Source organism: Rhizobium sp. OAE497 (assembly GCF_040546565.1).
Taxonomy (GTDB): domain Bacteria; phylum Pseudomonadota; class Alphaproteobacteria; order Rhizobiales; family Rhizobiaceae; genus Rhizobium.
Map to the genome: position 1 here is coordinate 347381 of NZ_JBEPOA010000003.1, position 14150 is coordinate 361530.

The following is a 14150-nucleotide window of genomic DNA, read 5'->3' on the forward strand; positions in this document are numbered from 1 at the left end:
AGGGGAGCTTGGCTTGGATCTCGAACAGTTCCTCGGCGCAGGGGTGATGTTGCTCTTCCTCGCCGACATCTTCTTCACCGTCCTCTACGCTCGGGCGGGCACAGGGCTGCTCGCGCCCCGATGGAGCAGGCTCGTCTGGGCGGTGGTCAGTTGCGCCTCGCGGTTATCGAGCCGCCACCGCTCGACGATTTTGTCCTTTGCCGGCCCTCTGATCGTGGTCTCGCTGATCGCGTTTTGGGCGCTTGGGCTCACTCTCGGCGCGGCACTCATCATCAGGCCCGAACTCGGCACGTCGATCCGGCCGAGCAGTGGCTACACGCCAACCGATTTTATGACCGCTCTGCTTGTCGCCGGCAACAGCCTTTCGATCGTTGGAGGCGGTGATTATTCACCCCATGCGTCAGGGACCCGGCTCCTTTTTCTCATTAATTCCCTGATCGGCGCTTCGGTGCTGTCACTGGTGCTGAGCTATCTCGTACAGGTCTACTCCGCGCTTCGTGAGCGAAACGCTCTCGCGCTTACCGCCGACCTGATGACCGGCGGCACGGGCGACGCCGCCGAAATGCTCGCGCGGCTCGGCCCGGGCGGCGACTTCAGTAACGCCTCGAGCGAGCTCAGCAATCTGGCGCGGTCTCTCGCCCTGACGAAGGAAGCCCACCACTTTTATCCGCTGCTATTCTACTTCCGCTTCGAGGAACCTCTGTATTCGGTGTCGCGGATGACCTTCGTCTTGCTGGACCTTACAACGCTCATCGATACTGCGCTCGATCAGCAGAAACATGCCGCATTGGTGCGCTCGGCTCCCGTCGCGTCGTTGCGGCAGTGTACTCGCTTGCTGCTCGCCACACTCGATCGAAATTTTCCGACACCCGATGAGAGACAGACGGGATCGCGGAACAGGGATTTCGAGGGGAGCTATGCAGCCGCTGTATCGGTTTTACGGGGTGCTGGTGTCGAAACGAAACTCGATGCCGCGCGCTATGCTGATCAGCGCAATCAATGGGAACGGCAGGTTCGCCGTGTAGCGCCGACGTTGGGCTACGACATGAAAGAGATCGACTGCCGCCGACCGCTGAAGGAAGCGGCCATCTTTACCTGAGGAAGCGCTTCAATCAGCCCATGCGGAACGTGCCGTTGATTGCAGGACCTTAAGACCTATCTCCGCCCGACCCGCAACCGCAGGAAATCCGATGACGAGACGACCTAACGATGATGCAGTCGCAGCGACCGAGAAGCTCGAAGGCGTTGTTCGCGTCCGAGGTGCACGGGAACATAACCTCAAGAACGTCGACGTCGACATTCCGCGGGACGCGCTCGTCGTCTTCACCGGCGTCTCCGGATCCGGAAAATCCTCGCTCGCATTCAGCACACTCTATGCCGAGGCCCAGCGCCGCTACCTGGAGTCTGTCTCTCCCTATGCTCGCCGCCTCTTCACCCAGATGAGCGTGCCAGACGTCGATCATATCGACGGTCTCCCGCCCGCGGTTGCCCTCCAGCAGCAACGCGGATCGCCAACAGCACGATCCTCGGTCGGAAGCGTGACGACAATCTCGAACCTCCTGCGGATGCTGTACTCACGGACCGGCACCTATCCGCCGGGCCAACCGCACCTCGATGCAGAGTCGTTCTCAGCGAACACGCCGGAGGGCGCCTGCCCGCAATGCCACGGTCTCGGTCGCGTCCACGAAGTAACCGAGGCCTCCATGGTGCCGGATTCCTCGCTGACCATCCGCGAGCGCGCAGTGGCGGCATGGCCCTTGGCATGGGGTGGGCAGAACCTGCGGGATATCCTCATCACCCTAGGCATTGACGTCGACAAGCCGTGGCGGGAGCTTCCGGAAAAAACCCGGCAATGGATCCTGTTCACGGACGAGCAGCCCGTCGTTCCGGTGTATCCCGGCCTCACGCACGATCAGGTGAAGCGTGCCATCGCCCGGAAGGACGAGCCGTCTTACATGGGCACGTTCTCCAGCGCCCGGCGGCACGTCACCCATAGCTTCGCAACGACGCAAAGTGCGATGATGAAGAAGCGGGCTGCCCGCTACATGATCAGCAGCGCCTGCCCTCTGTGCGAGGGCAAGCGGCTGCGCAAGGAGTCACTCTCAGTCACCTTCGAGGGCCTCGACTATGCCGAGATGAGCAGACTGCCGATGGCACGGTTCTCGAGCATCTTTGCGCCTTATGCGGACGCTGATACCAGGAAGCTCAAAGCGATCAGGACTGAGCATCCGGAAAAGGCGATGGTGGTGCAGCGCATCGCTGGAGACCTCTGCCGACGGCTGACGGTGCTTCTCGATCTCGGCCTCGGCTATCTTACGCTTGAGCGGAGCACGCCGACCCTGTCGCCGGGGGAGCTGCAAAGACTGCGCCTTGCAACGCAAGTCGTTTCGAACCTCTTCGGCGTCGTCTATGTCATGGACGAGCCGTCTGCGGGACTACACCCGGCCGACACCGAAGCGCTTCTGCGGGCACTCGACGGGCTGAAAGCAAGCGGAAACTCGCTGTTCGTTGTCGAACATGAACTCGACGTCGTCCGGCATGCGGACTGGATCGTCGACGTGGGTCCGGCGGCTGGCGAGCTGGGTGGGGAGATCCTCTACAGCGGCCCACCTGAAGGCCTGCGGAAGGTCGAGCGATCGGAAACCGCCAGGCATCTTTTTGCGGAAGCCGGCAAACCGGCTGGACGTCGAAGAGAACCGGATGGATGGCTTCGCCTATCCGGCGTCGCAAGAAACAATCTCCGTAATGTGGATTGCGCGTTCCCGCTGGGGGTCATGACGACGGTGACCGGTATCTCCGGGTCAGGCAAGTCGAGCCTGGTCAGCCAGGCGCTGGTCGAGCTTGTCGGCGAAGCGCTCGGCGCTCCCGCTCGTGTGGAAACCGATGCGGAGGACGAGGCCGCCTTGGAGGTGGAGCCGGGGACGCCGACGCAGGGCAGAATCGAAGGTGGTCTCGACAAAATCAGGCGCCTCATCGAGGTCGACCAGAAGCCGATCGGCAGGACGCCCCGGTCTAACCTTGCGACCTATACCGGGCTCTTCGATCATGTTCGCTCGCTGTTCGCCGCCACACCGGAAGCGAAGAAGCGCCGCTATGATGCCGGGCGGTTCTCCTTCAATGTCGCCAAGGGCCGCTGTCCTCGCTGCGAGGGGGAAGGCTTCGTCATGGTCGAGCTGCTCTTCCTTCCGAGCGTCTACGCACCCTGCCCGACTTGCCATGGCACCCGTTACAACCCGCAAACCCTGGAGATCAGGTACCGAGGCAAAAACATCTCGGAGGTGCTGGGACTGACTGTCGCCGACGCCTCAGACTTTTTCGACGACGCCCCAAGTGTTCGAGCATCCCTGAAGGTCCTTAGGGATGTCGGACTGAGTTACCTGCGGCTTGGTCAGCCTGCAACCGAGTTCTCGGGAGGCGAAGCGCAGCGTATCAAGCTGGCGACGGAATTGCAGCGCGCACAGAAAGGTGGCGCGCTCTATGTTCTGGATGAGCCCACGACGGGTTTGCATCCGACGGACGTCGAGCGGCTGATCGCACAGCTCAATGCGTTGGTCGACGCCGGCAACACCGTGATTGTCGTCGATCACGACATGACGCTGGCTGCGGCGAGCGACTGGGTCGTCGACATCGGGCCTGGTGCCGGAGATCAGGGCGGCCGGATAGTTGCAAGCGGGACGCCTGAACAGGTTGCACTGGCACTAAACAGCCGCACAGCGCCATACCTGAAACGGCTTTTCTCCCCTGATATCCAACCGCAACAAGCGGACGCTCGCCATTAAGCCGTTGCTAATTCTGCCCTCATTAGACGAGAGTGCCGACGCTCGTCGGAGGAGTGAATGGTCTCATGCAGCCATTCCAGGCTCGAGGCGTGGGTGGATGAGATCATCGCAGGAGAGCGACTAAGACTCACCAACTCCGAATAAATCACATGGCGGCGTGAAGCTCATGCCGAGCCAATCACGGCGACAGGCACTCCTCGCAAATGCCGTAACAGTCTTCCTCGATCGATGCGGGTCGTCCGCAACAGGCGCATGCGGGCTTCGCCGGATCAGCCGAAAGGGTCTCCGGCGGCAGGATCTCAATCTCGGCGTCTGCGAATAGGCGTAGGCTGTCGTCTTCCATCTCGATGCTCCAGGTCGAGGATCTCGACTCGAGATAATTACGCCAGCGGCAATCTCAAGATGGGCGTTTTGATATGCGCCGCTCCGAGGTTCTCTCCTGTCAACACCGCGAACTTGAAACGAACACAATCAATGGCTACACAACGTGCATAGGCGTCGCTGGTGAGTGTCCCAAGGGATATTCGCGATAGCCTGAGTTGCTTTCCTGCTTTTGACCACGGATGTACTGGCACTGGTATGAGGAGCGACATGAGAAGGTCGGTGCGAATTCGCCCCGGCCTTTTTTGTTGCGCCGGCATCAGACGCCCATCGGAATCGCGGCCTTTTCCTTGTTGATCCCAAGCCACGCCAAACCCATTTAGGCTGGATGCCGAAACAGAAAATCATCGTTCCCCCTGCACTCGTGGAGACTTGGGCGCTATTGCCCGCCGCCACGTTCGGCTCGGCTGTCCGGGCTAAAGGTATTCTTTTGGAAGTCCGGGCACGTCTGCCCTTGACCGTCCGGAAATCTCTCGGTGTGGACGGCATGGCTCTTGTTCTGGGGATGGCGGAAGACAGCCAGGATGAGTTCGCCTCAACCACAGCGGCCGTCACCCGGGCGTTGGATGAGATCGAAAGCCTGCCGGTCATTCCGCGTGAAATCCAGGACATTCTTGGCATTTCCGCGAGCGAGCGGCATCGTTGGCTAAAGGACGGCCGTCTCCAAAGCGCCGGAACGCGCACCGTGCGATTGAGCGGCCGAGCACGGCAGATCACCTTCCATGTGTTCGATCCCCGTGTGGTGGAGGACCTGCTCGACCGGGGCACCGTCAATGGATGGCGTGAAGAGGATATCGCCGCGAAAGCGGAGAATAGAAGGCAAGCCGGCTACCGGACGAAACTTACCCGTTCGCTGAAGAAGGCGGCGAAGAAGCCAAAGACGGTCGAGGGCCAGACTGATGCCGCGGCCGGCAAGCTGCTTGGTTGGGACGAGTTCGACGTCGATGGGCTGCTGCGATAGTGTGGGGCTAGGCTCGTCAGTGGCAGAAACCAATGAAGATCTCCGTGACGATAACTGCCTTAGACACTGAGTCGCCGTCTGGCCAGCTTCCAGACAAACCTGCGTGCTGGCATTCAAGCGCCGGACCGGTTTTGAGAGCTTCATATCAGGATAATACTAAAGACCGGTCATACGTTGGGAGAGCTGCCAAAGCTGCTGCCCGGCGACGCGATCGAGAGCCTGTGGTGGGATGCGTGCCGGTTGCGGATGTCCGCGCGTCTCACCAAGACGATCGGGCCCATAATAGCCGCCTGATTTGGCCTCTTTCGACGTGGCGGCGAAGAGCTGTGGCAAGGCGCCCTGTGCCGCGGGCTGAAACAGAAACCAGAGTAAGGTTCGCGCCAAACCCTGCAAGCTATTTCGACCGGGTGCATTGTGCAGCAGATCGGTCCGAGAGACCCCCGGATGCGCCGCCATACTTGAGACACCCCAGCCTGCAGTCTGGCTTCGTTCGTGGAGCTCGAGCGCAAACATCAAGCATGCGAGTTTCGACTGGCTGTAAGCCTCCATGGGACGATAGTGCTTTTCGGAATTGATGTCGTCGAAATTGATCTTCCCAGCGCGAGCTGCGACGCTGGACACGGTAACCACGCGCGTGTCCGTTCTCTTTCTTAGCAGTGACATTAGATGAGCCGTTAATGCGAAATGGCCAAGGTAGTTCGTGCCGAACTGCAACTCGAAGCCGTCACGCGTTTCCTGCCGCTTCGGCGGCACCATGATGCCGGCATTGTTCACCAGCAGATCCAGGCTCTCCCTGTCGTTCTCCATCCGCTGTGCGAAAGAGGCAACCGAGGAAAGATCCGCAAGATCAAGCTTCTCAAACCGCGCGGCGGCCTGAGGAACGGCCCGTTGAATGCGCGATACGGCGTCGGCACCTTTTTCAGGATTGCGGCCGGCTATGATCACGTCGCATCCTGCGCGGGCCAGCGCTAAGGCCGTCTCCAGACCCAATCCACCTGTCCCCGTCACCACGGCGGATCGTCCACTCTGATTGGGGATGTCGGCCTCGGTCCATTTTGCCATCTCGGGTCGCTTTCATGATTTTCGCACTTGGTGTAAAATAAATATCGCACTGAGTGTAGATTTGCAAGAGGGCCGTATTGAAGAATTCCGAAAGCAACGTTGAAGCAGGCGCCGGTCTGCGGGAGCGGAAGAAGCGAGAGACTAAAAAGCGCCTCACCGAAAAAGGCATCGCCCTCTTTCTTGAGAAGGGGATCGAACACACCACACTCGACGAAATTGCCGCCGCGGCTGGCATCTCGCGCAGGACCTTCTTCTACTACTTCACGTCGAAAGACGAGATTTTGCTGTCCCTGCAGAGCGGGATTGGCGAGATGCTGGCTGATGCGGTGCGAAAGGCTCCCGCGACCTCGACACCGATCGACGCGGTACGAGACGCGGCGGTGAGCGTCTGCAAGGCAATCCCGACAGATGACATGATCGAGATGGATCGGTTGATGCGGACAAGCCCGGGCGTTCAAGCGCGCAAGCAGGCGTCGTACGTTCAGCAGGAAGTTGAGATCTACGAAGCTCTGAGAGAGCGGTGGCCCGAGCCCGAGCGATCAATGGCATTGCGGGTCGTCGCGATGCTTTCAGTCGGGGCGATGCGCATTGCAGGAGACATCTTCAATCAGGAGAAAGGCGCGCGGCCAATGGTCGATCTGTTGGAAGAAGCATTCGGCAGTGTCATCCACGAAGTCCAGTCAGAAGATCCGCGTGCGTGATCGCGGGGATGTACCAAAGGCTTGTCGATAAGCGTTCCCGAAGGCGCTCTGCGAGGTATAGCCGACGCGTCTGGCAATCTCGTCGACTGAGGCGCCACCCTTTCGTAACAAGGACCTTGCCAGAGTAAGCCGCCAGTGCCGGAGATAGGCAAGAGGTGGCCTCCCGACTTGGTGGGTGAATTTTGCGGAAAACGCTGCGCGCGACATGCCGGCAACCTCAGCAAGCGCGGCGACGGTCCAGGGCGCGGCGACGTCGCGGTGGACGGCACGCAGGGCTCGACCAAGGCGCGGATCGGAGATCGCCCCGAGCCATCCCAGCCGGCTTCGGTCACTGTCGACGGACAGCGCCCGAAGCGCTTCTACCACAAGGATGTCAGCAAGGCGGCTCGCAACGATGTCGGTGCCTATTGCATCGCGTAGGATTTCCTTGCTGATGAGGTCGAGAATTGCCGCGATAGCCCCGGAGGCGAACGCCCCTCGTTCGACGAGCAAGAACCCAGGAAGCATGTCGAGAAGGAACTCGCCGTTCTCCTCCGACAAAACGATAGAGCCGCCAACGGCAATAACGCCGTCTTCTGGCAACATCAGAACCTCCTTCCGGATAGAGGGTCTTTCCGTCTTGCGCCTCCAGTTCGGGATCGCTTGCGACGACGTAGGCCGTTCGACCGATCAGGCACACGTCTCCTTTCTTCATCAGGCAACGCGGTTCTCCAGGCGTGAGCATCCACTGTTCCCCTTCGAGAATCGCGACGAACTTCAGGCGTTCCGCTGGCGGAAAAGAAGGCCCACGGTCCGCCTGCCTCCATGCGGGTGCGTCTCACCACGCGGGCGCCGAGCACTTCGAGAACATCAGACAGCGGATCCCGCCCATTTGTAGACGATTGCGACAAAACCATAGACTTCACGCATAGATACTCTCAGACCATTGATCTAGGTTCGGCCTTGGCAAAGTCCCAGAGGAGAAAGATCATGAGCATCGAAGAAAAAGTCATCGTCATAACCGGAGCGAGCAGCGGCATAGGCCGCGCAACGGCAACGCTTTTGGCGGAAACCGGCGCCTTCGTGGTGCTCGGCGCGCGAAGGCTGGAACCGCTTCGGCTGGTAGCGGATGAGATCCTGGCCTCAGGTGGCAGGGTCGCTTTCAAAGAGACGGACGTTCGGCAACGCCGCGACCTGGAAGCATTGGTGTCGCTCGCCATTGAGTTGGGTGGCAAGCTTGACGTGATCGTCAACAATGCAGGCGTAGGTCCGATCTCACGTTTCGACGATCTGCGGGTCGAAGACTGGGATCTGATGATCGACGTGAACCTGAGAGGAACGCTTTACGGGATCGCCGCGTCGCTACCGGTCTTTGCGCGGCAAAGTTTTGGGCACGTCATTAACGTGATCTCGACGGCGGGGCTGAAGATCGTGCCGACCATGGGTGTCTACGCGGCCACGAAGAATGCTGTTCGCACCGTCACGGAGGCACTGCGCCAGGAGGCGGGATCGAATCTTCGGGTCACCGAAATCTCGCCTGGTATGACGGCCACCAACTTTGGCGACAGCATCACCGATCCAGGCATGAAGAAAAAGATCGAGGATGATCTGGGAGCGATTGCCATGCCGGCGGACGCTATCGCCCGCGGCATTCTGTTTGCGATCGAACAACCGCCCGAGGTAGAAGTCGGCAGCATCGTCATCCGTCCAACGGCACAGGGATAACGATGCAGGTCGTGTGTCGTGGGTGGATGGCTGATGCCCTTGATGGCCGGGTCTGACGCGCAGCGGATTAGTGCGGGGCTGCCAAGCGATCCTGCGCAATAACCCTCGCTCTGCCATCAGAGACCCTTTGAGATCTTGAGCGGCTGCAGGACGATATCGGCAAGCGAGGACTTTCCTACCTGGAACGCGGCCTGATATTCCGGGTCTTCCACCATTTCCTTGAAGGCCGTCCGTCGCGGATACTGCACGAGCAAGACGGCGTCCCATTTCTGGGCGTCCCCAGTGGTCAGCACCTCGAGACCATCGCCACGAAACAGTATCCGGGCACCAAAGCGAGGAAGGATCGGCTCGGCCATTCGCAGGTACTCGAGATGTCGTTCGCGACCGCCATCGGGCAAGAACCGAAGAAGGTTCAACATCACGACAGGGGCATCGTCCTCCTCGGCCAGGAAGTTCTCGAAGACGTCGGGCGAAAACGCAACCATTTAGATATCCTTTCATCAGAGCGCTTTTGATGCGCTTGCATGAAAGTCTAACCTCATGCTCCGCCAGAAACTGTCAGGAACGAACGCCAATCTCGATCTTGTTCCCGCCACCGCCTCATGAGCGACGGCCGCCTCTCCGGATACCGCTCGTCAAGCACCGTCGCCGCTCGAACGCGATCGACGCGGAAATGCCGGAACGCTGATCGGCTCTCGCACCAGGCGGCCAGGACCCGAACGTCGTCGAAATAGACGATGGTGATCGGCCAGACGACGCGCTCCGAGACAGAGCCGGCAATGTCCTCATATCTGATCGAGACCTTGCGCAACTGGCGGATCGCCTCTCTCAGTGGTGAGACCTGCACTGGATCCGAGCGTTCGGAAACGGGGGTGGCCGCTACGAGCGAAGGCGTGTCGTCGGCGGTCAACGGGCGGTATGTCCGGCTTGAGAGTATCTTCGCCAGTGCGCTTTCGCTGCTCTGGACCAAGGCCGGATCGGCTCTTTGCTGCACCCATCCCAGCCCGAGGATCAGAGCCTCCATCTCTTCAGGGTGTGAAGGCGAAGTTCGGAAGGAAGAAGCCCTCTCTCAGAACGAATCCGACGCCCGCCTGTCCGTCGAGAGGCGCTCCGAGCAGACGCAGCGTTTCAACGTCCCGGTACACGCTTCTCTCCGAGACGCCGAGTTCTTGCGCCAGCTCAAGGGCCGTCACCGGCCGTCTGCGTGCGCGCAACACACCTAGCATTTCGAAAAGACGGCTCGTCCTCGACATTCAGCAATGTTCCAATCGTTTGCCAGGCGATATCTAGGATCGGACCAGGCTGCAGCCAAGAAACACATGGCATCTTCCAGGCAAATGCAGGTTTTACCGCAGGACGATCGATAAGCTACTGGCGCGTTGTGCTGCCTCGAAGAGGCTTTTGCCGGGGCCGTCAAGCCACTCATCGAAGCTCAGCAGATGGCCGAACTCTTCGCGAAGACCGCTGATATCTGCATGGCCCGCCAGCCGTCCGTCATCGAACAGCTCAGTCAATCGCCGCAGGAAATCATTCTCATTCAAAAGAACGTCCGGAAACCTGCTGTAGCTGATCGGCCGGCCGGCGGCGCGGCTGAGGCTTCGCTGCAAGCTGTCTCCCGTCAATTCATCTCCGGCGATCTCGATGGTTCGACCGACGAACCGGTTTGGGTTGGAGAAGATACGCGCCACGATCTTGCCGATATCCCGAACGGCGATGATCTGTCCGACCTGCGTTGGTCGCAGAAACGAGACGTATGCATCCTGATCCAGACCCATCCCTGGCAGCATCAGCAGTTCCATGAAGCCCGCTGGACGTATGATGGTGCCGCGGATATCCAGCGCCCTGACATGGGCCTCGATCTCCGATTTGCTGTCGAAATGTCCCATGCCCGTCTTTTCCGGCCCGGCGGCATTTACCGAGGTATAGACGAAGTGACCGACGCCGGATTGCACCGAATATCGGCGACCACTTTGCCATACCTGACCTCGTCGTTGTCGGAAACACCGTAGACTGCCCCCTGCCCTGAACTCGGCTGAACGCTGAACACACCATAGACCCCCGCCATGGCCGATCTGATCGAGGCTTCGTCCGTAAAATCCCCCTGGACCACCTCAACACCGAGTGATGCCAAATCCCGGCTTCTTTGGGCATCCGGATTGCGGACAAGTGCCCTGACGGACCAGCCGTCGGCCCGGAGAGCCGATGCGACGGCCCCGCCCTGTTGGCCTGTCGCGCCGAAGACGAGGACTGTCTTTCCGGAAGTCCACTCCGATGTCGCCGTGCCAATATCTTGATGATTGCTGGATGTCATTCGAGCCTCCTTGCTGCTGAAGGCCATCTAGGTATACATATTATACGTGAATGCAATTACGCACCTGAATGCTACCAGGTCTCCAGGAGTATCCCAGTCATGGCTGCAATGCCGCCGGCAAGTCTCGAACTGAACAGGCTTGTCCTTGAGGAGATCACGACAAAGTGGTCGTTGCTTGTGCTAGGATGTCTGTGCAGCGGGCCAATGCGATTCAATGCGCTGCGGAGGGCGAACGATGGTATCACCCAGAAGGCCTTGACGCAGTGTCTTCGTCGGCTGGAGGCCAACGGCTTTATAACCCGCTCGGTCGTCAGCACCGCGCCCGTTGCCGTCGTCTACGAGATATCCCGACTAGGGCGGTCACTCGAACCACACTTGCAGGCAATCCTGAACTGGGCAGATGAACACCGCGACGAGGTCTTAGCTGCCCAACGACAGTTTTCCGGGCACGCATGAACCTCCCTGCTCATCCCCGCTCTCGATCATAGGCTTTCGTGCCTCGTCAATAGCTTTGCGGCATTGCAAAAAGGCAAGACGCACTGCAATATAGCGGTCACAAATCTGGGGAACGAGGGCTCCGCACAGTGAGGGTTTGTATCTATAAGTCGGAAAGGGCACCTGAGTTCACCCTCCTGCTGCGAGAAGGATTGCCTCTCCCGCTCGATACCAAGATAGACAAGTGGACCAAAATCAAGGTGGTCACCGATGGGGAAATGCGAGGAGACCTTTTGATTCAGATTGATAGCGCCGGATACGCGTTAGTTCGTCTTAGCGCGATCAGACTACATTAGGCAGCAGCGCGCGCCTTCCTGCCGCGTCACCAAACAACCGTCGTTGTACATCTCCAGTAAGCTCCTGACCGTGAGTGCTTGGCTCCGATAGTGCCTCAACCAATGCTGCATACCAGGACGCTCCCTAAACGGTGACAGTTTTTTTACCTTCTACATGCTTTTGCTGACGGCTACCGTTTCGGTCGTCGATAGGCGGCCCGTCCTGTCGTGATCTCTTTCTCCATAGGATCAGGTTGGAGTTCCTGGAATTCGCGCTATCTCAAGCGGAAACGTAGGAGGACGTAGGTGAAGGTCCAAAAGTTCAGCATTTCCGACGCAGAACTCGTTAAATCGCCGGGACAGGATGCCGACATCTATGTCGGTAACCTGGTGGACGAGAGAAACGGCGGCCCTGTCTCGATTGGGTACGGCCGGTATGCTCCCGGTCAGTCGTTGACCGAGACGATGGCCGTCGACGACACGATGATCGTCCTTGAGGGCCGATTGTCCGTGTCCACCAGCGAGGGCACGATCACTGCGGGACCCGGCGACATTGTCTACATGCCTAAGGGCCAATCCGTCACGATCACGACAGAGGGAGAGGGTGCGACAACGGCCTTCGTGACCTATCCTCATTGGGCCGAGGCTCGCGAGAGATGAAATGCCACGACACCCTGATTTGCGCGGGCTGGCCCTCCCAGTGATCTTACAACCGGACGGCCATTTGTCCGTTCGATGATCGTCCGTGCCGAAAGTTGACGATCGCGCGGACCTCGGCATCTCCCTTCATGAGCCTGCCCTTGTCCTTGCCTCCCTGCGCAATCTCGACAGAAGAGCAATAAGCCGGCTGATGTCGTCGTCCGTCGTTCGCCAGGACGAAACGCTGCGCCGGAAAGAAGCCTTGCCATCCCATGTTGGAGGAGCCAAACCATGCTTCTCCCGACTTTTCGACTTCGGCTACCATCGCCGCAGCTAATGGGCATCCGCTAAGTGAGGAATCCAGGAAGCGGACGCTCGCGATGCTGACCGCTCCCGGCTCCCCGATGACGACCTCGATGTTTCGAGACGTCGAAGCCGGCAGTCGCATTCAGGCCGACCACATCATAGGGGATCTTATCAGTCGGGGTCTCCCGACACCATCGACCCATCGCTCCTGCGCATCGTCCTGGTCGCGCTAAAGGCTTACCAGGCGCGGCGGGTACGTGAGCCAAACAGCCCTTGCTCCTGACGAAATACTGTGCTGCAGCGCGCGCGTGTAAATGTGCTGATAAATCCGACGTAGTCCCGGGACAAAACAGCGCGATTGCGCTCGGGGCCTCCGCAAGCTCATTTTGAAAGTAAACGATTTCACCATCCCGTTTTACGAAATCGACCGGCGGCCTTCTCCCCCAGCCGAGATTTGGTTATGGATGCCAAGAAGATACCTTGAAAGGACGAGGACCGTGGATCGCTTTTCATCGCTGCGGCTCTTCGTTCGTGTGATCGAGCGTGGCAGCTTTTCGCATGTCGGCCGGGAAATGGGTATCGGCCAGCCGGCGGTGAGCAAGCAAATCGCTGCACTCGAGTCCCGTCTCGGCGTGCCGCTCCTCAACCGGACGTCGCGCGGTTTAAGCCCGACGGCGGCGGGACAAGATCTCTATGAATCCGCGCTTCGGATCCTTGGCGATCTCGAGGAAACAGAACTTCGGATTGGACAGAACCGGAGCAGCCCTGCGGGTCTGGTGCGGTTGGCAACGCCGCCAGCCCTTGGCCGTATGTACATTATTCCTCGGCTGCCCGCCTTCATGCAGCGCTACCCGAACATCTCGATCGATCTGTCTCTTTCGGAGCGGCGGGTCGATCTTGTGGAAGAACGGATCGACATTGCGCTACGCGTCGGACCTTTGGCCGACTCTTCACTAATTGCTCGCAAGATCGGTGACCTGCACATGGCTGTCGTGGCAACACCTGCCTACCTCGAACGCTTTGGAATGCCCGCAAGTCTCGACGATCTACGCTCCCATAATCTGATCGCTGGTCAAAGCCAGGGCGCAACACAGGCCTGGAAGTTCAAGCACGCGGACGGAGCCTTTCTCCTCGAACCGGAGGGCAACTTCCGATCCAATGACGCTGAGGATCAACGCGCGGCCGTGCTGGCGGGGCTTGGCATTGGCTATGGTGGCCGGGCCATGTTCGCCGCCGACATTGACGCTGGTGCGATCACTCCAATTCTTCAAAACTACCTCCCGGACCCGTCGCCGATCCATGTGATTTCCGCAGGCGGCAGACGGATGCCGGAACGTATTCGCGTTGTCATCGACCTCCTGGCCCAGATTTGCGCCGAGGAGCCGACTTTGCGTATCTCCTCCTGATCCATTCCTCGCAGGAATAGTTCGTAGTCCCCGGACCCGCCTACGGCGACCGAGGTGGCGTGACTATGTTCGGCTGACGTTGCCGCGGATCAAAGCGGACGTCGGCAGCGAACCCACGCGACATCCCAGA

At 59.6% G+C, this 14150-nt stretch carries 18 protein-coding genes; 9 read left to right on the forward strand and 9 right to left on the reverse strand.

Features of this window, described 5'->3' with window-relative positions; genetic code table 11:
- Positions 1–13 precede the first annotated feature (13 nt).
- On the forward strand, positions 14–1099 hold the full coding sequence (locus tag ABIE40_RS28190) for an ion channel (protein ID WP_199628597.1): 1086 nt from the start codon (positions 14–16) through the stop codon (positions 1097–1099).
- A gap of 91 nt (positions 1100–1190) precedes the next feature.
- The gene (locus tag ABIE40_RS28195) at positions 1191–3779 is read left to right on the forward strand and encodes an excinuclease ABC subunit UvrA (protein ID WP_199628596.1); all 2589 of its coding nucleotides are present in this window, start codon (positions 1191–1193) and stop codon (positions 3777–3779) included.
- 178 nt (positions 3780–3957) lie between these two features.
- On the opposite strand, the gene ABIE40_RS28200 is transcribed toward ABIE40_RS28195, so the two are convergent.
- Positions 3958–4122, reverse strand: coding sequence for a hypothetical protein (locus ABIE40_RS28200; protein WP_199628595.1), 165 nt, complete (start codon positions 4120–4122; stop codon positions 3958–3960).
- Positions 4123–4488: 366 nt separating this feature from the next.
- On the opposite strand from ABIE40_RS28200, the gene ABIE40_RS28205 reads away from it, so the two are divergent.
- Positions 4489–5121: a hypothetical protein gene (locus ABIE40_RS28205; RefSeq protein ID WP_199628594.1), complete on the forward strand. Its 633-nt coding sequence runs from the start codon at positions 4489–4491 to the stop codon at positions 5119–5121.
- Between the two features lie 156 nt (positions 5122–5277).
- Here ABIE40_RS28205 and ABIE40_RS28210 read toward each other — a convergent pair whose 3' ends face one another.
- Positions 5278–6183 (reverse strand): SDR family oxidoreductase, encoded by a 906-nt coding sequence (locus ABIE40_RS28210; protein ID WP_199628593.1) that lies wholly within the window; start codon positions 6181–6183, stop codon positions 5278–5280.
- A 77-nt stretch (positions 6184–6260) separates the two neighbouring features.
- Between ABIE40_RS28210 and ABIE40_RS28215 the strand changes: the two genes are divergently transcribed.
- Positions 6261–6884: a TetR/AcrR family transcriptional regulator gene (locus ABIE40_RS28215; protein WP_199628592.1), complete on the forward strand. Its 624-nt coding sequence runs from the start codon at positions 6261–6263 to the stop codon at positions 6882–6884.
- Here the strand turns inward: ABIE40_RS28215 and ABIE40_RS28220 are convergent.
- Positions 6864–7469 (reverse strand): helix-turn-helix domain-containing protein, encoded by a 606-nt coding sequence (locus ABIE40_RS28220; RefSeq protein ID WP_354541200.1) that lies wholly within the window; start codon positions 7467–7469, stop codon positions 6864–6866. The two genes, ABIE40_RS28215 and ABIE40_RS28220, sit on opposite strands and share 21 nt — an antisense overlap.
- A gap of 384 nt (positions 7470–7853) precedes the next feature.
- Between ABIE40_RS28220 and ABIE40_RS28225 the strand changes: the two genes are divergently transcribed.
- Positions 7854–8588, forward strand: a complete 735-nt coding sequence (locus ABIE40_RS28225; RefSeq protein ID WP_199628591.1) for an SDR family oxidoreductase — start codon at positions 7854–7856, stop codon at positions 8586–8588.
- 116 nt (positions 8589–8704) lie between these two features.
- Here the strand turns inward: ABIE40_RS28225 and ABIE40_RS28230 are convergent, their stop codons facing one another.
- The 5 genes from ABIE40_RS28230 to ABIE40_RS28250 all read right to left on the reverse strand — a co-directional run bounded on the left by ABIE40_RS28230 (position 8705) and on the right by ABIE40_RS28250 (position 10926).
- Complete coding sequence (locus ABIE40_RS28230) at positions 8705–9073, reverse strand: DUF1330 domain-containing protein (protein ID WP_199628590.1); 369 nt, start codon at positions 9071–9073, stop codon at positions 8705–8707.
- Positions 9074–9126: 53 nt separating this feature from the next.
- Positions 9127–9498, reverse strand: coding sequence for a helix-turn-helix transcriptional regulator (locus ABIE40_RS28235; protein WP_354541201.1), 372 nt, complete (start codon positions 9496–9498; stop codon positions 9127–9129).
- Between the two features lie 118 nt (positions 9499–9616).
- Positions 9617–9841: a helix-turn-helix transcriptional regulator gene (locus ABIE40_RS28240; RefSeq protein WP_354541202.1), complete on the reverse strand. Its 225-nt coding sequence runs from the start codon at positions 9839–9841 to the stop codon at positions 9617–9619.
- A 93-nt stretch (positions 9842–9934) separates the two neighbouring features.
- Positions 9935–10540: an NmrA family NAD(P)-binding protein gene (locus ABIE40_RS28245; RefSeq protein ID WP_354541203.1), complete on the reverse strand. Its 606-nt coding sequence runs from the start codon at positions 10538–10540 to the stop codon at positions 9935–9937.
- Positions 10501–10926 (reverse strand): NmrA family NAD(P)-binding protein, encoded by a 426-nt coding sequence (locus ABIE40_RS28250; protein WP_354541204.1) that lies wholly within the window; start codon positions 10924–10926, stop codon positions 10501–10503. The genes ABIE40_RS28245 and ABIE40_RS28250 overlap by 40 nt, the downstream gene beginning before the upstream one ends.
- Before the next feature lie 81 nt (positions 10927–11007).
- Between ABIE40_RS28250 and ABIE40_RS28255 the strand changes: the two genes are divergently transcribed.
- Positions 11008–11355 carry a winged helix-turn-helix transcriptional regulator gene (locus ABIE40_RS28255; RefSeq protein WP_354541271.1) on the forward strand — a complete coding sequence of 116 codons (348 nt, stop codon included), beginning with the start codon at positions 11008–11010 and terminating at the stop codon, positions 11353–11355.
- Positions 11356–11975: 620 nt separating this feature from the next.
- Positions 11976–12329, forward strand: coding sequence for a EutQ-related cupin domain-containing protein (locus ABIE40_RS28260; protein ID WP_199628587.1), 354 nt, complete (start codon positions 11976–11978; stop codon positions 12327–12329).
- A 46-nt stretch (positions 12330–12375) separates the two neighbouring features.
- Here ABIE40_RS28260 and ABIE40_RS28265 read toward each other — a convergent pair whose 3' ends face one another.
- The gene (locus ABIE40_RS28265; protein WP_354541275.1) at positions 12376–12756 is read right to left on the reverse strand and encodes a hypothetical protein; all 381 of its coding nucleotides are present in this window, start codon (positions 12754–12756) and stop codon (positions 12376–12378) included.
- Between ABIE40_RS28265 and ABIE40_RS28270 the strand changes: the two genes are divergently transcribed.
- Positions 12689–12847 carry a hypothetical protein gene (locus tag ABIE40_RS28270; RefSeq protein WP_502944833.1) on the forward strand — a complete coding sequence of 53 codons (159 nt, stop codon included), beginning with the start codon at positions 12689–12691 and terminating at the stop codon, positions 12845–12847. The genes ABIE40_RS28265 and ABIE40_RS28270 overlap by 68 nt on opposite strands.
- A 264-nt stretch (positions 12848–13111) precedes the next feature.
- Positions 13112–14020, forward strand: coding sequence for a LysR family transcriptional regulator (locus ABIE40_RS28275; RefSeq protein ID WP_199628585.1), 909 nt, complete (start codon positions 13112–13114; stop codon positions 14018–14020).
- Positions 14021–14150 lie beyond the last annotated feature (130 nt).